At 66.4% G+C, this 21238-nt stretch carries 14 protein-coding genes; 6 read left to right on the top strand and 8 right to left on the bottom strand.

The features are described 5' to 3' along the window. Nucleotides 1-22: 22 nt before the first annotated feature. The 5 genes from ACOOF5_RS14030 (at nt 23) to ACOOF5_RS14010 (ending at nt 8477) form a co-directional block, all read left to right on the top strand. Nucleotides 23-1558, top strand: coding sequence for a trimethylamine methyltransferase family protein (locus ACOOF5_RS14030; protein WP_420440179.1), 1536 nt, complete (start codon nt 23-25; stop codon nt 1556-1558). A gap of 352 nt (nt 1559-1910) precedes the next feature. Then, complete coding sequence (locus ACOOF5_RS14025) at nt 1911-2612, top strand: hypothetical protein (RefSeq protein ID WP_420440178.1); 702 nt, start codon at nt 1911-1913, stop codon at nt 2610-2612. 378 nt (nt 2613-2990) lie between these two features. Further along, the gene (locus ACOOF5_RS14020; RefSeq protein WP_420440176.1) at nt 2991-7007 is read left to right on the top strand and encodes a hypothetical protein; all 4017 of its coding nucleotides are present in this window, start codon (nt 2991-2993) and stop codon (nt 7005-7007) included. 695 nt (nt 7008-7702) lie between these two features. Continuing rightward, complete coding sequence (locus ACOOF5_RS14015; RefSeq protein ID WP_420440174.1) at nt 7703-8221, top strand: zeta toxin family protein; 519 nt, start codon at nt 7703-7705, stop codon at nt 8219-8221. Continuing rightward, entirely contained in the window at nt 8214-8477 is a 264-nt protein-coding gene (locus ACOOF5_RS14010; RefSeq protein ID WP_420440173.1) for a hypothetical protein, read from the top strand. The genes ACOOF5_RS14015 and ACOOF5_RS14010 overlap by 8 nt, the downstream gene beginning before the upstream one ends. Before the next feature lie 12 nt (nt 8478-8489). Here the strand turns inward: ACOOF5_RS14010 and ACOOF5_RS14005 are convergent, their stop codons facing one another. From ACOOF5_RS14005 to ACOOF5_RS13985, 5 genes are all read right to left on the bottom strand, one after another. Further along, nucleotides 8490-9314 carry an EamA family transporter gene (locus tag ACOOF5_RS14005; protein WP_420440171.1) on the bottom strand — a complete coding sequence of 275 codons (825 nt, stop codon included), beginning with the start codon at nt 9312-9314 and terminating at the stop codon, nt 8490-8492. A gap of 70 nt (nt 9315-9384) precedes the next feature. Continuing rightward, nucleotides 9385-10863 carry an MFS transporter gene (locus ACOOF5_RS14000; RefSeq protein WP_420440169.1) on the bottom strand — a complete coding sequence of 493 codons (1479 nt, stop codon included), beginning with the start codon at nt 10861-10863 and terminating at the stop codon, nt 9385-9387. Between the two features lie 6 nt (nt 10864-10869). Beyond that, nucleotides 10870-11814, bottom strand: coding sequence for a 2Fe-2S iron-sulfur cluster-binding protein (locus ACOOF5_RS13995; protein ID WP_420440167.1), 945 nt, complete (start codon nt 11812-11814; stop codon nt 10870-10872). 13 nt (nt 11815-11827) lie between these two features. Then, the gene (locus tag ACOOF5_RS13990; RefSeq protein WP_420440165.1) at nt 11828-13612 is read right to left on the bottom strand and encodes an NADH-ubiquinone oxidoreductase-F iron-sulfur binding region domain-containing protein; all 1785 of its coding nucleotides are present in this window, start codon (nt 13610-13612) and stop codon (nt 11828-11830) included. After that, nucleotides 13605-15650, bottom strand: a complete 2046-nt coding sequence (locus tag ACOOF5_RS13985) for a molybdopterin oxidoreductase family protein (RefSeq protein WP_420440164.1) — start codon at nt 15648-15650, stop codon at nt 13605-13607. Before ACOOF5_RS13985 ends, ACOOF5_RS13990 begins: the two co-directional genes overlap by 8 nt. A 218-nt stretch (nt 15651-15868) precedes the next feature. Here ACOOF5_RS13985 and ACOOF5_RS13980 point away from each other — a divergent pair, with 218 nt between their 5' ends. Continuing rightward, nucleotides 15869-16630, top strand: a complete 762-nt coding sequence (locus tag ACOOF5_RS13980) for an IclR family transcriptional regulator (protein ID WP_420440162.1) — start codon at nt 15869-15871, stop codon at nt 16628-16630. Nucleotides 16631-16695: 65 nt separating this feature from the next. Here the strand turns inward: ACOOF5_RS13980 and ACOOF5_RS13975 are convergent, their stop codons facing one another. The 3 genes from ACOOF5_RS13975 to ACOOF5_RS13965 all read right to left on the bottom strand — a co-directional run bounded on the left by ACOOF5_RS13975 (nt 16696) and on the right by ACOOF5_RS13965 (nt 21221). Beyond that, the gene (locus ACOOF5_RS13975) at nt 16696-17787 is read right to left on the bottom strand and encodes an electron transfer flavoprotein subunit alpha/FixB family protein (RefSeq protein ID WP_420440160.1); all 1092 of its coding nucleotides are present in this window, start codon (nt 17785-17787) and stop codon (nt 16696-16698) included. 118 nt (nt 17788-17905) lie between these two features. Further along, nucleotides 17906-18670, bottom strand: a complete 765-nt coding sequence (locus ACOOF5_RS13970) for an electron transfer flavoprotein subunit beta/FixA family protein (RefSeq protein ID WP_420440158.1) — start codon at nt 18668-18670, stop codon at nt 17906-17908. Between the two features lie 28 nt (nt 18671-18698). Further along, nucleotides 18699-21221, bottom strand: coding sequence for an FAD-dependent oxidoreductase (locus ACOOF5_RS13965; RefSeq protein WP_420440156.1), 2523 nt, complete (start codon nt 21219-21221; stop codon nt 18699-18701). Between the last annotated feature and the right edge of the window lie 17 nt (nt 21222-21238).

The following is a 21238-nucleotide window of genomic DNA, read 5'->3' as shown; positions in this document are numbered from 1 at the left end:
CAAGCAACGATGACAGGCAACCATGACTGAGCGAACACGACGTCGAGGAGGCGGCCGCGCAGCCCGCCAGGCTCAGCGCACTGCGGCAGATACGACCTTCAACACCCACCTGCAGCGATCGCTGACCCCAGTGAGCGTGCTGGATGAGGCCGGCTTGGCACAGATCGAGGAGAACGCCGAGACGATCCTGTCCGAGGTCGGCGTGGCTTTCCAGGACTTCCCCCGGGCACTGGAGCTGTGGCGCGACGCCGGTGCAGACGTCGAGGGCGAACTGGTTCGCTTTCCTCGCGGTCTGTGCCGCGACATCGTGCAGACCACAGCACCGAGCACCTACGTCCAGCACGCCCGCAACCCGGCCCGCTCAGTGCCCATCGGCGGCGATGCCACGGTGTTCGTCCCCAACTACGGCTCGCCGTTCGTGAGTGACCTCGATGACGGCCGGCGCTACGCCACGCTGAAGGACTTCGAACAGGTGGTCAAGCTGGTCTGGATGCTGCCCCATCTGCACCACAGCGGAGGCACCGTCTGCGAGCCCACCGACGTGCCGGTGAACAAGCGCCACCTCGACATGGTGTATGCGCACCTGCGCTACAGCGACAAGCCGCTGATGGGCTCGGTCACTGCCGCCCAGCGTGCGGCTGATTCCGTCGAGATGTGCCGTATCGCCTTCGGCGGCGACCTCGCCGACCGCACGGTGCTGACGAGCCTGATCAACGCCTCGTCGCCGCTGCGCTGGGATGCAACCATGCTCGGCGCGGCGGAGGTATACGCCCAGCACAACCAAGCGTGCGTGATCTCGCCGTTCATCCTGGCCGGTGCCATGTCGCCGGTGACCGTGGCTGCGCTGTCGGCCCAGGCGCTCGCTGAAGCGCTGTCGGGTATGGCGTTCTGCCAGCTCGTGCGTCCCGGGTCTCCGGTGGTCTTCGGAACGTTCGCATCATCGATGTCCATGGCGACTGGGGCGCCGACGTTCGGCACGCCCGAAGCAGGCCTGGCCATCTACGTCATGGCCGAGCTGGCGCGGCGCGTGGGCGTGCCGTTTCGTTCGGGAGGCCAATTCACCTCGTCGAAGGCGCCTGACGCGCAGGCGGCCTACGAGTCGGCCTCAACGCTGCTGCCCACGATGTCTGCAGGAGTGAACTTTGTGCTCCATGCCGCAGGATGGCTCGAAGGCGGCCTGACGCTGAGCTACGAGAAGCTCATCATGGACGCCGACCAACTGGGGATGATGGAGGTCTATGCAAGAGGCGTCGACATGACGCCCAATGGGCAGGCCGTCGAGGCGTTCGTCACCAACCCCCATGGCGACCATTTCCTGGGGCACTCCCACACGCTGGCCAACTTCGAGACCGCCTTTTGTCAGTCGACCATCGCCGACAACAACAGCTTCGAGCAGTGGTCCGACGAAGGATCCTTGGATGCCGCACAGCGGGCCAACCGTCAGATGCGCCAGATGCTGGCCGATTACGAAGCGCCGCCGATCGACGACGCCATCGACGCCGAACTCCGCGATTACATCGCCCGGCGCAAAGCCTCCGAACCCGACGCCATCGTCTAGTGCCGTGTCAGGGGCCTGTCGGAACTGCAGCATGCAGCACAGCCAGTTCCTGATCCAGATGAACTGCTCACTACCGGGCGGAGGCACATGAGCATGGAATGTGATGAAACTCACTTTGATGTAGCCGAATCGCCGAATACGGTGCGCAGCCTGAAGCCGGTGCCCGCCGGGGCACTCGCGGCATCGGCGGCGTCCAACTCGACTTGGCTCACCCGCCAAGCGGCCGATGAAGGGACGGTCGAGAACCGCAGTGCGGATGCACCCGAGCCACGAAAAGGCGTAACCCCGGCCGTTTGCCGAAGCAGTGACGGTTCCGGGGTCTTCGATGACGATTCTAGGGCCCAGGAAGCGAATGTCAATCATCAACTTCCAAGAGGTCGCCGTCCGATTGACGGCGTCACGCCTTGAGTCCTACTTGCAAGCAGCTGACGGCGAGATAGAGGCAGCTGTTCGCCTGTACGACTGGAACGCCAATACAGCCGGCGCTCTTCATGAAGATCTCGGCCGTCTGGAAGTCATCTTCCGCAACACAGTCGACAACGCGCTCTCGGCGTACGGAATGGCCGCAGGGTGGCCAGACGTGTGGTACCGCCAAACGCGGCTCTTCCCGGGCCGACACGCTCGGCGGGCCAGAGAAGACATCGCAGCCGCCCGACAGCGCGCAACCCGTGGAGGCAGGCGCGCAGAAGTGCACGGCCGGGTCATCGCTGAGTTGAACTTCGGATTCTGGCGCTACCTGTGCGAACCCCCGTACTTGACGTCTTTGTGGGTGCCCGCGGTCGCGTCGGCATTCCCGCTGCACCCCTCGGCGCGCCACCCCGAACAAGTCCGAGTCGACGTGGCCGATCGGATGCAACGCCTTCATTTCCTCCGGAATCGGATTGCCCACCATGAGCCGATCCATCGGCGCGACCTGTCCCGAGACCATGGGCAACTGCTGGAACTGGTCGGTTGGATGTGCTCCGAATCTCGCTACTGGGTCGCTGCAACCAGCCGGACGCCAGAAGTGATCGCCTCCCGCCCCGAAGTGGCCATCGGCGAGGAAGGCCGCTAAGCCTCGGCCCGAGCGGTGGTTCTGAGCACGCTCAGTTCGAAGGGCTGGATGCGGGTCGGCAATCGCACTCGCCTACCCGCCGAACTCGACCGACACATACAAGAACGTCGCAGCTTCGCCTTCGAGACCACGCTGTCAGGACGGGGCTACCTGCGCAAGATCCGTCGCTGGCGTGCGGACGGCCATCGCGTCTCGCTGAGCCCGGCGCAAAGCCGAAGAGCCAGACGCGATCGTCTAGCCGACAGCGCATCCTTGGTAGAGGAGGTGTGGCGCAGAGCGCGAGCGAACTGGCCGTAGAGCCGCCGGTGGTTATACCCGCCAGGTAACACGCTCGTGTGTGCAAATGTACCCTGACCCGCTCGCGAGAAGGGAGCCGCCATGTACCGAAAGCTGCTTGCTGCCGCGGTCGTGCTGCTACTCATGGCCCCGTTGGTCTTGCCTGCTGCCGTGTCGGCGCAGACGTCGGGCGCGTATGTCGTCGGCGCTGAGCCCTGGATCGCGTCGGATTGCGCCGGCGACACCCCCATCGTGGTGGGCGGCGACGCCAAAGCGCAGTCGGACATCTACAGCGCAGTCACCCTCGCCGGGGTCATCGACACTGATTGTGTGATCGTCGCGGGTCCCCGGAACGGGGGCATGACAGCCGCCCAGCAGGCACGCCTCGAAGCCGCGGCGCCGGGCGGGTACGTCGTGGGCGGCACCGCCGCAGTGCCCGAAACCAAGATCGCCGGTCGCGACATGACACGCCTCGGCGGTGCGACCCGCTGGGCCACCGCGCAGCAGGTCGGCAGCGAGGCGAGCGCGCTCGCCGCTGGCACCGAACCTGAGACGGCGGCTGTTACTGACACAACGCAGACAGCACCCGCCGACGTGACGGTGCCGGGCCTGTATCTCGACGGCGCTGAGCCGTGGATCGCGTCGGATTGCGCCGGTGACACGCCCATCGTGGTGGGCGGTGACGCCAAAGCGCAGTCGGATATCTACAGCGCAGTCACCCTCGCCGGTGCCGTGGACACTGATTGCGTGATCGTCGCGGGTCCCCGAGATGGCGCGATGCCCGCCAGCCAGCGGGCACGCCTCGAAGCCGCGGGGCCAGGCGGGTACGTGCTCGGCGGCATCGCTGCGGTACCCACCGCGAAGATCGCCGGTCGCGATATGACACGCCTCGGCGGCGTCACTCGCTGGGCCACCGCGGAACTAGTCGGGCGACGCGGCAGCGGCGACACCGCCGCAGGCACGAGCACCGCAACTGAAGCCACTGCCACCGACGACCAAGCCGCTGCGGGGCCATGGCAATTCACCGCAGTGTCCGCCGGCGGGACGGAGTCGTGCGGAGTGCGCACGAACGGCACCGTGACCTGCTGGGGCCTCAACAGCCACGCGCTGGGCGATGCGCGGTCGACTTCGTTCACGTCGGTGTCCGCCGGAGACTTCTATGCGTGCGGAGTGCGCACGAACGGCACCGTGACCTGCTGGGGCCTCAACAGCAACGGCCAGAGCGATGCGCCGTCGGGCTCGTTCACATCGGTTTCCGCCGCCAACAGCCATTCGTGCGGGGTGCGCACGAACGGCACCGTGACCTGCTGGGGCCTCAACAACCACGGGCGGAACGATGCGCCGTCGGGCCCGTTCACATCGGTCTCAGCCGGGGACTTGCATTCGTGCGGGGTGCGCACGAACGGCACCGTGACCTGCTGGGGCAGCACCGGCTACGGGCGGAGTGATGCGCCATCGGGCTCGTTCAGATCAGTTTCCGCCGGCGGCGGGCATTCGTGCGGGCTGCGCACAAACGGGACCGTCACCTGCTGGGGCAACAACAGCGACGGGCAGAGCGATGCGCCATCAGGTCCGTTCACATCGATGTCCGCCGGCGAGGAGCATTCGTGCGGGCTGCGCACGAACGGCACCGTGACCTGCTGGGGCAACAACAGCGACGGGCAGAGCGATGCGCCATCAGGTCCGTTCACGTCAGTGTCCGCCGGAGAGGAGCATTCGTGCGGGCTGCGCACGAACGGCACCGTGACTTGTTGGGGCAGCAACCACTATGGGCAGAGCGCTGCGCCGACGGGTCCGTTCACATCGGTGTCCGCCGGAGACGGCCATTCGTGCGGGCTGCGCAGCGACAGCACCGTGACCTGCTGGGGCAGTTTCGTCAGCAGGCAGGGCGATGCTCCGTCGGGTCCATTCTCATCAGTTTCCGCCGGGCACTCACATTCGTGCGGGCTGCGCACAAGCGGGACCGCGACCTGCTGGGGTGCCAATACCAACGGGCAGAGCGTTGCGCCGTCGGGTCGGTTTGTGTCGGTGTCCGCCGGGGACTGGCATTCGTGCGGGGTGCGCACGAACGGCACCGCGACCTGCTGGGGCGATACCCTCATCGATAAGAGCGATGCGCCGTCGGGCGTGTTCACGTCGGTGTCCGCCGGCAAAAGCCATTCGTGCGGGCTGCGCAGCGACGCCACCGTGACCTGCTGGGGCCTCAACCACGACGGGCGGAGTGATACGCCGCCGGGTCGGTTTGTGTCGGTGTCCGCCGGCTGGGGGCATTCGTGCGGGCTGCGCACGAACGGCACCGCGACCTGCTGGGGCGCCAATACCAACGGGCAGAGCATTGCGCCGTCGGGTCGGTTTGTGTCGGTGTCCGCCGGGCAGGGGCATTCGTGCGGGGTGCGCACGAACGGCACCGCAGCCTGCTGGGGCCTCAACGACCACGGGCAGAGCGTTGCGCCGTCGGGCTCGTTCACGTCGGTGTCCGCCGGGCAGGGGCATTCGTGCGGGCTGCGCACGAACGGCACCGCAGCCTGCTGGGGCCTCAACGACCACGGGCAGAGCGTTGCGCCGTCGGGCTCGTTCACGTCGGTGTCCGCCGGCGAGTGGCATTCGTGCGGGGTGCGCAGCGACACTACCGCAGCCTGCTGGGGCGACAACGACTACGGCCGGAGCGTCGCGCCAACGGGTTCGCTCATGTCGGTGTCCGCCGGGCAGTGGCATTCGTGCGGGGTGCGCACGAACGGTACCCTGACCTGCTGGCACAATAACGACGACGGGCAGAGCGTCGCGCCGTCGGGCTCGTTCGCGACGGTGTCCGCCGGGCAGTGGCATTCGTGCGGGGTACGCACAAACGGCACCGCAGCCTGCTGGGGCAAGAACAGCTACGGGCAGAGCGATGCGCTGTCGGGCTCGTTCATGTCGGTGTCCGCCGGCGGTAGCCATTCGTGCGGGGTGCGCAGCGACACTACCGTCACCTGCTGGGGCAAGAACGGCTTCGGGCAAAGCGATGCGCCATCAGGCTCGTTCATGTCGGTGTCCGCCGGGCAGTGGCATTCGTGCGGGGTGCGCACGAACGGCACCGTGACCTGCTGGGGCCGCAACGACGACGGTCCGAGCGCTGCACCGTCGGGCTCGTTCACGTCGGTGTCCGCCGGGCAGTGGCATTCGTGCGGGGTGCGCACGAACGGCGCCGTGACCTGCTGGCGCAACTACGACGACAGGCAGAGCGCTGCGCCATCGGGCTCGTTCACGTCGGTATCCGCCGGCGAGTTGCATTCGTGCGGAGTACGCACGAACGGCACCGTGACCTGCTGGCGCAACGACGACGGGCAGAGCGCTGCACCGTCGGGCTCGTTCACGTCGGTATCCGCCGGGAGGTTGCATTCGTGCGGAGTGCGCACGAATGGCACTGCGGTCTGCTGGGGCTACGACGGCGGCGACGGTCCGAGCGCTGCGCCATCGGACTCGTTCACGTCGGTATCCGCCGGCGAGTGGCATTCGTGCGGGGTGCGCACGAACGGCACCGTGACCTGCTGGCGCAACTACGACGACGGGCAGAGCGATACGCCATCGGGCTCGTTCACGTCGGTATCCGCCGGCGAGTTGCATTCGTGCGGGGTACGCACGAACGGCACCGTGACCTGCTGGGGCAACAACAGCAAAGGGCAGAGCAATGCGCCATCGGGCTCGTTCACGTCGGTGTCCGCCGGGCAGTGGCATTCGTGCGGAGTACGCACGAACGGCACCGTGACCTGCTGGGGCAACAACCACTATGGGCAGAGTGCTGCGCCGACGGGCTCGTTCACGTCGGTATCCGCCGGCGAGGACCATTCGTGCGGGCTGCGCACGAACGGCACCGCGGCCTGCTGGGGCCGCAACAGCCTCGGGCAGAGCGATGCGCCGACGGGTTCGCTCATATCGGTATCCGCCGGCGTGTTGCATTCGTGCGGGGTACGCACGAACGGCACCGTGACCTGCTGGGGCAGCAACCACTTTGGGCAGAGCGCTGCGCCGACGGGCTCGTTCACGTCGGTATCCGCCGGCGGGGAGCGTTCGTGTGGGGTGCGCACGAACGGCACTGCTGTCTGCTGGGGCAACGGTTCCCGCATTCTGCCGGGTCGCTAGACGGCTCGCGGGTTTCGCTGCCCCATATCGGCGGTGTCGAGGAAGCTCGAGAACGAGACGTGATCCTGCACTGCATAAAACCCCGGGCAAACATCATGGACAAGATGCCCAGGCCGGTCGAGGAGATTGAGGCAAGGGTTGACGAACTCGCAGAATGGTTCGAGAACATTGATCCCGACGCAGTTGCCGAGATATCCGCGAAAAAAAATCTGCTTGAGTGTGCCGCGCGAGATCGATCACAATGCGAGCAAGCGGCTACCGACGCGGTGCGTGACGCCTTCGCTAGCGGCACTTCTGGGCCGCGCGTCCGCGAGAATCTCGGCATGGGCGCCACAGATGCCCGGGCCAGGTACGGCGCCGGAATGCAAACGGCCGTCGTCGGCCACTTGGCTCAGCCTGTTTCACCTTGGGACGTTCCTATAGGTGTCATGTGCGGGTGTTGAGGGTGGCGAGGTCGCTCGAAGGGTGCGGTAGATCTTTCGGGCGATGTAGCGTCTGAGGCAGCGGGTGGCTTGTCTTCTTTCCCTTCGCTCACGAGGTGGTCGAGGCAACTGCGGGTTCGTTCGCAGTAGCGGAGCCAGACGATGACGATCATGTGCAGTGCCCGGTTGGCGGCGAAGTTGAGCCGGTGCAGGGGAATCAGAAATGGGCGCATGTCCCGGCTCATCGACTTAGTACTGTGACCGACCGAGGCCGTGAAGGAGATTCTGATCATCGCCGGGCCGAACGGTGACGGCAAGACGACGTTCGCATTTCGCTACCTCAGGCTGGAACAACGCGGTATCCCGTTCGTGAACGCCGACCTCATTGGCTCCGGGCTCGATCCGACAGAGCCCGGCCACGCTGATATTCAGGCGGGGCGCTTGATGCTCGCCGAGCTCGACCGGCACGCAGACGAAGGTCGCAGCTTCGCCTTCGAGACCACGCTGTCAGGGCGGGGCTACCTGCGCAAGATCCGTCGCTGGCGGGCGGATGGCTATGGTGTCTCGCTGATCTTCCTGTCGCTGCCATCGGCGGAGGATGCGGTCCGGCGAGTCGCTCAGCGGGTGTCGCGCGGCGGGCATCACGTGCCGCCTGATGTGGTCCGGCGACGCTTCGCTGCCGGCCTGCGCAATCTGCGCGAGCTGTACTCGCATGAGGTCGACAGCTGGGTACTGTATGACAACATTGAGGAACCAGCCATCGAACTGGAGCGAAGCCCCGACCATGACTGAGCGACACCCGGAGCAGCCTCTGGCTTTCAGCAACGGTGAAGCCTTCATCGACAATTGGATTGCAGGCGTCAGTGAAGCACTGCGTCTGGCCGCCAAAGACGCTCACCTGCTTGCCTACCAAGCAGGTACCGGCGTGGTCTACAGACGTGACGGAGTAGTCGATATCTACCCGCCAGATCCGGCCATGTACGAAGATCTCATTCCCCCGCCATTCCAAGAAGGCCAAGAACTGCCCGAGCCTTCGCTCCCTTACTGAGTCGGCCTCCGCTCAGGAGGCGACGACGGCGGTGACGCCTGCTACGGCCGCAGCTATGCCGATGTACTGGCGGGTGTTGATGGTGTCGTTGTACGCGGCCCGGCCCACGAGGATGCTCATCACTGGGAACATCGATGCACCGACGACAGTTGCCGGTGCATCGAACCAGATGCCGACGATGTAGAAGATGGTCGCCCCAGCGCTGGCCACACCCGTCAGCAAGGCGTAGCCCATTACCTCAGGTGGCGGTAGCGCCGGCAGGCGACGGATCGCAACCAGAGCGGCCATGGCTGCAACTGACGTGAGACGCTGCCCGAACCCCGGCCAGGCGCCGGAACTCTCGGAGAGATCGACGAGAACTCCGAGTCCGACGCCGTAGGCAATGCCCGACAGCGTCGCCCACGCAGTTCCTTCCCAGATGTGGGCGCCCCGGGTCCCGCCGGCCGTCACCAGGCCCAATCCGCCGAATGCTGCCATGGCGCCGATGATCGCGAGGAGGGGCGGATCGTGGCCGCGCAGTGTCGTGTAGGCGAAAGGGATGATCGCCGACAGCGTGGCGACGATAGGCGCGGCAACCGCCGAGCCGGCCCGGTCCAGCGAGGTGTAGTAGCAGGCAAGGCCGGTACCCAAGCCAAGCCCCGAAACGAGGCCCCGAGCGAAGTCGGCGCTCTCGAACGAGCCGGGAACGAGGGGCACGATGGCCAGCGCGATTACGGCTGCGCTTCCCTGAAAGATGACCATTGCCGAGAGCACATGGCAGCGCATCACGACGCGGCGGCCGAACAAGTCGCTGGTACCGATGCTCATCGAGGTGAGCAGGCCGAACAGCGCCCCCATCAGAGCGCCCGCGTCGGCGAGGCGAAGCGCTGTGACGACATCACGGCCCGAGAGGAATAGAGCAGGGGTCTCACCGACGTCGCCTCAGCAACGCAGCCACCGCGGCGGAGGCACGAGCCGGGATCGGGTGGAAAGTGCCCTGCTGAGACACGGCCGGCCCCGCGACCAGCAGCATGCGCGCAGTGACGAAGACAGCGACCGCAACGTGGGAAGCGGCCATGACGAAGTAGAACGCGTTGAGCGTGACGGACATCCCGATTGCGGCACAGATCGGACCCACCGTGGCACCGACCCCGTTCATGCGCACCAGCACGGCACTGGCGCCCGTCCGTTGTGAATCTCGCAGCCAGTCATTCGTCTGCGCCACGGCCAGGGAGTAGATCGGGTAGGCGAATGCGCCCATCACGCCCATCACGGCAATGCCAGCGATGCCGCGCTCGTCGAGTGCCAGCATGGCCAGGCACGCCGCAGCGGCGACGGATGCGGCCAAGACCATGACGAGGCGTCGAGGCACACGGTCTGACAGCCGGCCGAGGGGGATCTGCCCGAACAGGCTGCCGATCATGGGGGCTGCCACGAAGGCCGCTACCTGAATCGGCGATAAGCCTCGCGCTGCTGCGTACACAGCTCCGATGCCTGATATCGAGCCCAGCGCCGCACCCACGAGGAAGGTGACCACCACACCGGTCGGCGCGGTCGCCAGCAGCGTCCGGAACCCGACGCGTTCGGGCACCACGACGGGAGGATTGGCAGAAGCCGAGAGCGACATCGGCACGAGTGCAAGCGAAACCAGCACCGACACCACGGCGAACAGCGTGAAGCCGTTGGTGTCGGCGATGGCCACCATGAATTGGCCCGTGGCAATGGCACCCATCGTGATGACCATGTAGCGGGCCAGCATCCGACCGCGGTTCTCATTAGTCGCCAGCTCGTTCAGCCACGTCTCGGCCACAACGATCAACGCGGCGAAACACATGCCCCACAGGAACCGTCCCGCACCCCAGACCAGCGGGTGCACCCATACCGCCTGCACGAGCACCACGCTGCTTCCAGCCGAAGCCAGAGCAGCGAAGACACGCACATGACCGACTTGGCGCAGGAAATGGGGAGCGACAGCGGACCCCGCCAGGAATCCGACGAAGTTCATCGCCATGACGAGGCCCGCAACCGTCGAGCCAAAGCCCTCGGATTCGGCCCGGACACCGAGCAAGGTGTTCTGCAGGCCGTTGCCCGCCATGAGCAGAGCGATGCCCACGAACAGGGCGGTGCTGCGGGCCACAGGTGACGCGAGCGCCGGCCCGCCGATGTGCGGCTTGGCGACGGCGGAACGCGCGATCTGAGGTACCAGCTCTGCTGCCATCGCGCGTGCGCGCTCGAGCGCCCGTTCGCGGCGGGTCTTGCGTACCGAGTCGTACGCACCGCCTTCGGCAGCTGTGCTGGTCGCTCCGCCTTCGGCCGAGGTGCTGGTCGCTGCGCCCTCGGCGAGGGGGCCGGAAGTCTCGCCTTCTGGGGTGGGCTTCGGTTCAGGGTTTGGCGGCTCCGCCGGCACCAGTGGTTAGCGCTCCGCTGTGTCAGTCGCAGGCGGCTCGAACGCCGGCGCGTGAACGTACTCCCAGCCGAATCGGCCCTTGATGCACAGGTGGCCGCTCGTCACCGAGTGGTCGGCCGGCGACGTGACCTTGACAATGCGTTCGTCTTGGACATGCAGCTCGAGATTGCAGCCCACGCCGCAGTACGAGCACACCGTGCGGGTGACGCTCTGGTCGTGCGGACGCCACTCCCCCACTGCGCGCAAGTCGAACTCCGTGCGGAACTGCAATGCCCCGGTGGGACACACAGCGACGCAGTTGCCGCAGTACACGCACGCGCTCTGCGGAAGTTCGGTGTCGTACTCGGTGCGGATCCGGGCATCGAATCCACGACCTGCCACGGCGATGGCAAAAGTGTGCTGAGCATCGTCGCCGCAGGCCTCGACGCACTTGTAGCAGAGCACGCACCGGTCATAGGCACGGATGTACAGATCGTCCTGGATGCGGACCGGTTCGTCGACGCGTTCGGGTTCGAGCCTGATCTCGCCATCGGCTGTGGCGCCAGACGAGCCTTCGTCGATGCCTTGCGCTTCGTACCGAGCGGGGTCGGCGCCATAGTGCTGGGACCACTCGGCGATCTCGGGTGCCTGTGAGAGATCGTTCGCCGAACCGAGGAACTCCAGCACCATGCGACGGCTGTGGCGGACACGCTCGGAATCGGTGCTGATCTGCATGCCGGCTTCTGCCGGCCGCGAACAGGCGGGCACGAGCGTGCGAGAACCCTCGACCTCGACGACGCAGACACGGCAGACGTTGACCGGAGTGAGATTGGGTGCCCAGCAGATCGTCGGTGTCTCGACGCCCGCAGCCGTGCAGGCAGCGAGGATTGTCTGCCCTTGGGGCACCGTCACATCTCGCCCGTCGACGCTCAGCGTCACCGCTGTGTGGGTGTTCGGCTCTGGCGGGTTCATGATCGGGAACCTCTCACGATGCTGAGTCTCCCAGCAGACCGAGCCGCATGGCGGACATCACCGCAGAGGCCGCGGTGTGCCCGAGCCCGCAGATGGAAGCGTCGCCCATAGCGTCTGCGATGTCGCCGAGCAGCTCACGTTGTGGCGCCGTGGGCCCGCCCGCACGGCGAATGCTCGTCACCAGCTCGTGCTGGCGGACGGTGCCGACACGGCATGGAACGCACTGGCCGCACGACTCGTCACGGAAGAACTTGGCCAGCCGCTCGATCACGCCACTCATGTCGGCAGTGTCGTTGAAGACCATCACCGGACCGGACCCGAGCGTCGTACCTGCGGCACGCGTGTCCTCCAAAGAGAGCGGCAGCGCAAGCGCATCTGGCCCGACGAAGCTGCCTGCCGCACCGCCCAGCAGTACTGCGGCCAGCGTGCCTTGCACACCTCCGGCCAACTCCAGCAGCTCGCCCAGCGGTGTCCCGAAGGGAGCTTCGTACAGCCCTGGTCTTCCCACGTGGCCAGACAGGCAGAACAGCTTCGTTCCCGGCGAGCCCTCGGTTCCCACGCTGCGGTACGCCTGGGGCCCGACACGCAGGATCTCGTTCACGTTCAGCAGCGTTTCGGGGTTGTTCACCACGGTGGGCTGCCCGAACAGCCCGTGGGTGGTGGGGAACGGCGGCTTATTGCGGGGTTCCCCTCGGAAACCCTCGAGCGAGTTGAACAGCGCAGTTTCCTCGCCGCAGATGTATGCGCCGGCACCCCGACGCAGCTCGATGTCGAAATGCTGGCCCGATCCTGCCGCGTCGTCGCCGAGCCAACCTGCGCTGCGTGCCTGCGCGATGGCATCGTGAAGACGTCGAGTTGCCAGCGGGTATTCGCCACGAATGTAAATCCAGCCCTGTTCCGCCCCGACCACCAGGCCGGCAACGGCCATGGACTCGATGATCGCCAGGGGTTCGAGTTCGCAGAGCAGCCGGTCCTTGAACGTTCCGGGCTCGGACTCGTCGATGTTGGCGACGACATGGCAGGGGCCGTCCCCGTCGGCTACCGCGCGCCACTTGATGCCGGTGGGGAACGCCGCTCCGCCTCGCCCGGACAGTCCCGCAGCGCTCACCTGGGCGATGACATCGTCAGGCCCGAGGCGCAGTACTTCATCGAGCGCTGCTCCCCCGCCGCGCTGGCGGTAGGCCTCCATCGAGGTGCTCTCGCCGACCTCGGAGTTGCGTCCGATCATCTCGCGCAGCAAGCTGGGCGCTGCGGGGGTGGATGCCGTGACGCTCACGAGCAGCGAATCAGGTCCGCTGTCGTCAGCGGGCACCCGGTCAGGCTCACGACGTCCTTGGATGAAGACCGCCGGCGCCCGTTCGCACTGTCCGAGGCATGGACCTTCGTGCACGGCGTGACCCTGGGAGCGAAGGTGTTCCGCCAGCGGAGCGGCGCCCGCGAGCGCGCAGATGGGATCGACACAGACGTGGCGAACGCTCAGCTCGTGCGCCGGGGCATCCGTGCGGAACATCTCATAAAAGGTGGCGACGCCGTAGGCCTCGGCCGGGGGCACGCCGAGCGTGCGACCGACGAAGTTGAGACCGCCCGGCGAGATCCAACCCGCTTCGCGCTGAAGAGCGTGCAAGGCGGGCAGCAGCAGGTGCCGCAACCGCTTGCGGCGCTGCGTCCCTCCCCGGACGACACGCGGATGATCGATGACGACCGCACTGTCGCTCACGCCGCCGACGCTGAGCGCAGCCAGAACCGCTTGCCGTTCCGATGCGGTGGGTTCCGCATCAGAGAAGTGCAGGTCAGCCACCGGCGCCACCTGCCGCCACTGCCTGACGTGATGCCCCGCCGGCGGCGACTGTGCCTGATGCTCCGCCGGCGGCGACCGTGCCTGTTGCCCCGCCTGCGGCGGACGAACCATTGCGCAACGGGTCGATGCGCACGGCGGCGGCCTTGAACTCGGCCGTCCCGCTGCGCACATCCCAAGCGTCGTTGGTGAGCAGGTTTGCATCCACCAGCTCGGGGAAATGGAATGTTGTGAACACCAGACCCGCGGGCAGGCGGTCGGTGATGTGGACCTCCATGTCCACTGTGCCTCTGGGCGAGCTCACGTGCACCAGGTCGCCTTCGGCAATTCCGAGTTCTGCGGCATCGGTGGGGCTCACCTCGATCGCGTCGCCCGATCGAATCGGTGAGGAATAGCCGGCGGACTGCGCACCGGTGTTGTAGGAGTCCAGGACGCGACCGGTGGTGAGGCGCAGCGGGAACAGCTCGCTGAGCGCCTCCGCGGGAGGCAGGTGGGTGACGGTCGAAAAGGGTGCCGGCGCATGGCTGCCCAGGTCCGATTCCCAGAGCCATCCATGCAGGAACTCGGTGCCGGGATGGTCCTCGTCGGGGCAGGGCCATTGGAGCCCGCCGCTCGCTTCGAGCCGATCCCAGCTCATGCCGCTGTGCAGCGGTGACAGCGACCGCAGCTCGTCCCACAGCTCTTGAGGAGATGCGGCACCCCATGGCGCGCCCATGCGTGCTGCAAGCTCGCAGATGATGTGCACATCGTCGCGTGCGTCGCCCTGCGGCGGCACTGCTGCGCGCACCCTCTGAACTCGACGCTCCGAGGACGTCACCGTTCCCTCGCTGGAGGCCCAGCCTGCGGCTGCGGGCAGCACGACGTCGGCCATGCGGGCGGTGCGGGTCAGCGAGATGTCCTGCACGACGAGCAGATCCAGCCCTTCGAGCAGCTTGCGTGCGTGCCCCACGTTGGCTTCGGAGTCGGCGGGGTTCTCGCCGATGACATACAGGGCTCGAAGCTCGCCCTCTTCCATTGCATCGAACATCGCAGTGAGGTGCTTGCCGGGCACCGGGTTCAGCTCACAGTCCCAGGTGCGCTCGAAGCGAGCCCTGCCGGAGGGATCGGTGAGCAGCTGGAATCCGGGAAGTCGGTCGGGCAATGCGCCCATATCGCCGCCGCCCTGCACATTGTTCTGTCCCCGCAGCGGCACCAAGCCCGAGCCTCGCCTGCCGACGTGTCCAGTGAGCAGCGCGAGGTTGCACAGCGACAGCACGTTCTCGACAGCGGTGTGGTGCTCGGTGATGCCCAGCGTCCACAGGATCTGTGCCCGAGGGGCCGTGGCGTATGCGTGTGCCATCTCCGCGATGGCCTCAGCGGGTACCCCGGTCAGCCGCTCGCCCTCATCGAGCGTGAACGCCTCGACCGACGCCGCGTAGTCATCGAAGCCCGTGGTGGCATGCTCGATGAAGGACCGGTTGTGCAGCCCGTGGGCGATGATCTCGCGGGCCACGGTGTTCGCCAACGCGATGTCTGTGCCGACATCGAGGCCGAGCCACACATCCGCGAACTCAGCCGAAGATGTGCGGCGGGGATCCACCGCGTACATGGCGGCACCGTTGTCGATGCCTCGCAGCAGATGGTGAAAAAAGATGGGGTGCGCTTCGCGTGCGTTCGATCCCCACAACAGGATCACATCGGTCTCGGTGATCTCCTGATAGGAACTCGTTCCGCCTCCGAGCCCGAACACTGTCGCCAGACCGACGACCGAGGGAGCGTGTCAGGTGCGATTGCAGGAATCGATGTTGTTCGACTTGAGCACCGTCCGCATGAACTTCTGGGCTGCGTAGTTCATCTCGTTCGTGCTCTTCGAGCACGAGAACATGCCGACGCCGCCCGCACCGTGCTGCTGAGTCGCAGCCCGCAGCCCAGATGCGGCGCGGTCGAGGGCGTCATCCCAGCTCGCGGGTCGCAGTACACCGCCGTCTCGCACGAGCGGTGTGTCGAGTCGCGCAAGGGCGCCATGACGTCCCCCCGCTCGTGCACTTCTCCCCCGCGGCATCGTCCCTCCTCGATTCGCACCTTCGTCGAATGCCGTGACCCCGAATTCTACGTTGCATCGGGTGTCTTTCCTGTGATTACAACAGTTTCACCCTGGCTACAACTTGTCTGCCGTACTCTGACAAGACTGTGTTCCGCACAGCAGAACAGTTCCACAATACGGCACAAGACGGTGCTCACACGACAGTTCAGCGCCTCCTGCGGGGTACCGTGGGGCCGGTGCAGTCGATCTCTCGAGCGTTCGCCGTCCTGCGGGCATTGGCCGTGGGACCGCAGGGCGTCACCGATGTCGCCGATCACGTGGAGCTGCCCAAGAGCACGGTGGCTCGGCTGCTGACATCGCTTGAAGCCGTCGATGCGGTGGTCCAGGACGATGTCGGGGGCGACTACCGGCTCGGCCAAGGGCTCATCGACATCATCGGAGCGGCCGGCACGGACCGAAGCCTGCAGGCGGCGGCGCGTCCGCACCTGCACAGCTTGGTCAACCAGATCGGCGAGACAGCCGGAGTGGGCGTTCGCGCCGACCGGACCGTCTACTACCTCGATCAAGTCGAACCCGAGTCCGAGGTTCAGGTGCGCTCGTGGACCGGCGAGTACTGCCCCATGCATCTGGTGCCCTCGGGACTGGTGCATCTGGCGCACCTCCCTTCTGAAGCGCTCGACGAGTACATCGCCGTGGGCTTGGAGGCGACAACCCCCAACAGTGTGATCGACCCCGAAGCACTGCGGACCCGGCTGGCCCAAGTCGCCAGCGCCGGCTACGTCTGGGTGTACGAGGAGTTCGCCGTCGGTATCAACTCCGTGGCTGCGCCGGTTCTGAGCGAACAGGGCGCCGTGGTGGCTGCGCTGCACGTGCACGGCCCGGCGTACCGCTTCCCGGATCCGAATCGCACCCACGACGTCGGCCTTCTGCTGATCGAAGCTGCCTCAAACTTGGCCGACCATCTGGCCGGACGGGCCCCGCTGCCGGTTGAGTCGTGATCATGCACGACGGTGCCCCGGACTGTGTCTACCGACTGAGTACCGCCCATTCGTGAGAAAGAGGATCAGATCCTCGCAGAGCTATCGCGTCGTCGGCGGATCTCGTCGGAGATTGCGGGGACAACCTCGTGCAGGTCGGCGATTACGGCGTATCCCGCTTTGGTGACCATGTTGGCCTCGGGATCGATGTTGATCGCCAGAATGTTCTTCGAACCCATGGCGCCGACCCAATGCTGGATCGCGCCGGATATGCCGCACGCGATGTAGATCTCTGGGGCGATGCGGGTGCCGGTCTGGCCGACTTGATCCGAATGCGAGCGCCAGCCGTTGTTGGTGACCGCACGCGAACAGCCGACACGACCGCCGAGCAGCTCGGCGAGTTCCTCGAGCTGGGCGAAACCTTCCGCTGAGCCGACGCCTCGGCCGCCAGACACCACGACCGGCGAGGTGGACAGCGTGATGCCCTCGGTGAGCGTCACCCGGTCACGCACCAACGTCCGGGCCACCTCTGGTCCCAACTCGGGCTCGAAGACCACCACATCGGCCTCGGCAGCAATCTCAGCCGCCGAGCAGTCGGTTGCAGATTCTGCCTGATCCCCGCCGACCGGCACAGCCTCGGCCGAATGCGGGGCGATGGTCAGCAACGGCAGCGCAGAACCGAGCGTCACGTCTTCGAGCAGCGAACCGCCCCACTGGATGCGGGTGATCTGCCACGGATCGCCGTCGTCGGGCGCTCTCGCTTCGCCGGCACCCTCCGAACCGCTTGTTGACACGCGCACGCAATTGGCCACCAGCGGCAGGTCGAGGCGGGCTGCCAGCTGTGCCATCGCTTCCGCGCCGCGGTCGGTGCCTGATGCCACCACAGCGGACGGTGCTGCCGCATCGATGAACGACACCAGTGCCGCGCCCCAGGCATCGGGGCCGTAGTCGGCCAGCAGTTCGTGTCGGCCCTGGTAAACGACAACGGCGCCGTACTGGACGCAGAGCGCGGTCAGATCGTCTCCGTACGAGTCGAACAAGGCATCGTCGCCCAGCAGGATCGCCACTGTGCCCACGCCGAGATCGGCGGCAAGCCCGCGTGCGACGGTCAGCGCCTCCAAAGCGCCGCTGGAGGGGACACCCCGGTCGTGATCCACCAGCACCGCTACCACGCCCATGACGCCCTCTCGGCCGCACCGACCGCGCAGACGCGCGCTAGTTCCAAGCGTTGCGAGCAAGGGTCCGGCACAATCTCGTAAGCGAGGCGGCTTGCGCTGGCTGAGCAGACCCTGGTCATCACAGCACACCTAGCTCGTCGAGCAGGTCCACCACGGCGGGTGCTGCTGCGGCACTGTCGCCCAGCGTCACCGTGGTGCTGGCACGCTCGGGCGGCCGGTGCAGCCGAACCCGGGATTGACCGCCCGCTGCCGCGTCCTGTGCACACTCGAGCATCTGGATCTGGGCCTTGCGCGAAGCGAGCCGCCCTTTCATGGTGGGATAGCGAGGCAGGTTGATGCCCTCCTTGACGCCGAGAGCACAGGGGGCGTCGAGCTCGTACACCTCGTAGCCGGCATCGGTCTCGCGACGTGCCGTGAAGCCCCGTTCACCCACGTCGATGCCCTTGATGCCGTTCACGATCGGGCGCCCAAGCGCGTGCGCCACCCGGATGCCGACCTGGAAGTTGCCCCCGTCGGCCGACTCGTTGCCGAACAGGATCAGGTCGAACTGCCCATCAGCGGCTTCGAGCTCCCGCACGGCGGATGTGATGGCCACAGCAGTTCGCTGGGGATCCCAGTCGAGGCCGCCCTCCGCGACAACCAGTGCGAACTCGGTGCCGCCGACGCTCGCCGCGTAGCGCAGCTGCTCGGTGGACTCGGAGGGGCCGAGCGTGAGCACCACAACGGCATGATCGCCGCCGTCGAGCTGCTCGACAATCCTGGCAGCTTCCTCCACAGCACATTCCTCGTGGGGGCTGGTGGTGAAGCCCAGGTGCGCCGTGTCGACCTGCTGCCCGCCGTCTGTCACGTTGATGCGCGATCCAACGGCGGGGACCCGCTTCACGCAGACCAAGATGCGCACGTGGGTGCCCTCAAGCCTTCATGCGGCTGTCGTGCGGATCGAACAGCGCAAGGTTCGAACCGGTTGCCGCGACCGTGACCGGATACCGCTCGTTCTGGTACATCACCGACAGCTCGGTGCCGACACTTGCTAGTTCGGTCGGCAGGTACGCCATCGCCAGGTAGGCGCCGAGCGACGGGGCATTCCCCGCCGTGGTCACGCGGCTGACCCTGCCGTGGGAGTCGGTGATTCGCTCCCCCGCAGCAGTCAGCACCGGCTCGTTGCCGGCGCCCATGGGGAAGCGGTCGTAGCCCTCGGTACAGCGCAGGCTCTCGAAGCGCAGCATCACCAGCTGGGCGGCCAACTCTGCCTCGCGAGCTGCCAGGTAAGCCTCCTTGCCGATGAAATCGGCAGCTTTCACTCGCGGTCGAGCCAGCCCGGCCTCAGTCGGGTTGTACTCGTTCTCAAGCTCAGCACCCATGAGCCGGTAGCCCTTCTCAAGACGTCCCGTCGTGCCGTATACGCCTGCCCCCACAGGCCGCAGATTGAAGTCCCGCCCGGCCTGCGAGATTGCGTCCCACAGCGCCAAGCCGGCACTGGTGGCGCAATAGATCTCGAAGCCGGCGTCGCCCACGTAGGAGATGCGGAACATCTGCGTCGGGATCCCGGCCAGCAGCGCGTCGCGCACCTGGCCGTATCCGAACGACTCCTGGGCCAGGTCTGTCTCGGTCAGCGTCGCCAACAGCTCGACAGCGTTGGGACCCCACACGCCGAAAGTGGCGAGCGCCTCAGTGCGGTTCTCGAACGTCACACCACTGGCGGGCAGGTTGTGACGGAACCAGTACTCGTCGCGGCCGCCGTCGAATGCGCCGGTCGCGATGCGGAAACGATCCTCGGTCAGGCGCACGATGGTCAGGTCCGAGCGGAACCCGCCGTCATGTGTGAGCACGGGGGTGTAGATCGAGCGCCCGACGGGCAGATCGCACTTGTTGACCACCATCTTCTCGATGTAAGGCACGACATCGGGGCCCGACACTTCGAACACCTGGAACGGCGACACATCCACCAGACCGCAGTGCTCGCGCAGGTGGAGATGCTCTGCATCGGTGATGGGGCTCCACCAGCGGGCATCCCATTCGTGAGTGCGGTCTTCGATGCCGTAGAGCTCGACGAGATCGGCGTTCGACTCATACCAGTGCGGCCGCTCCCAGCCGCCCGCTTCGAAATAGAAGGCACCCAGATCGTCGGTGCGGGCCTTCGCAGGGCCGCAGGTCACATTGCGACGCGTTGCCCACTGTTCTCGTGGGTGCACAATCCCGTAGGTCTTGTTGAAGTGCTCGTCGGCGCGGGTCTCGATGTGGATGACATTGCGGTCCTGGGGGTAGAAGCGCGTGACGTCGGAGCCGTGAGGGTCGGTGAGGCGGGGGTAGCCGTGTGTCATCCATTCGGCCATCAACCGGCCGACGCCAGGGCCTTCCTTCACCCACACTGCGGCAACCGACCACAGGTTCTCTACTTCGACGGTGGGGCCCAGAACCGGCGCGGCGTCGGGGGTCAGCGAGAGCAGCCCGTTGATGGCGTACTTGATCTCGCCGTCGCCCAGGAACTCCATCAGCTCGATGGCTTCCTCGAATTGCTGGTCGAAGTCGTCGGGGGTGAAGGGCATCTCGGTCGGGCTGAGCGCCGCCTCGTCATTGGAAGGGATGTCCTCGACGCGGTGCAGGATCGGCCGGTGGGCGTAGCTGCCCACCTCCATCGAGCCCGCCGATTGGCGCTCGTAGCAGAAGGTGTCCATGTCGCGCACGATCGGGTAGGCCAGCTCCTGGTTCGTCTCGACGAGCACGTCGAACGGCCCGACGTCGACCATCTGGTGGACAGCGGGCGTGAGCGGGATGGTGGCCCCGGCCATCTGGGCCAGTTTGGGACTCCACACGCCGCAGGCGATCGCGACCGTGTCGCATTCGATGCGGCCCCGGTCGGTCACCACGGCCGAGATGCGCGGGCGATTCGGCCCGGCAACGGTCTCAATGTCGAGGACTTCGGTGTTGGCAAAGGTCTGCAAATGGCCGGCCTCGGTGGCCCGGCGGCGCATCTGCGTGCCCGTCTCCAGCGAATCAACCGCTGAGACGCTCGGTGTGTAGAAGCCGCCCAGGATGACGTCGGGGTCGATGAAGGGCACCAGTTCGACGACTTCGTCGACCGTGAGGAGCTGAGCCTCGATGCCCCAGCATGTGGCCGACGTCATGCGGCGACGGAACTCCTCGAGGCGCTCTTCGCTGCGCGCCACCTCGATGCCGCCGCACGTGTTCTGCAAGCCCAGCGCCTCGTACTGAAGTTGGCTGTCGACGGTGAGATCGACGATCTCCTTGGAGTGGTCGACGGGGAAGATGAAGTTCGAGGCGTGCCCGGTGGACCCGCCTGGGTTCGGCAGAGGCCCTTTGTCGAGCAGGACGATGTCGGTCCAGCCGAGATCGCTGAGATGGCCCACCAGACAATTGCCCACGATCCCAGCGCCGATGACGACACAACTTGCCCGCGCCGGAAAGTCGCTCATTGCTCACATCCCCTGCC

Source organism: Candidatus Poriferisodalis sp. (genome assembly GCF_965214215.1).
Lineage (GTDB): Bacteria > Actinomycetota > Acidimicrobiia > Acidimicrobiales > Poriferisodalaceae > Poriferisodalis.
Note: the sequence above shows the minus strand (reverse complement) of the source record. Positions and strands in the feature narration are given on the sequence as shown.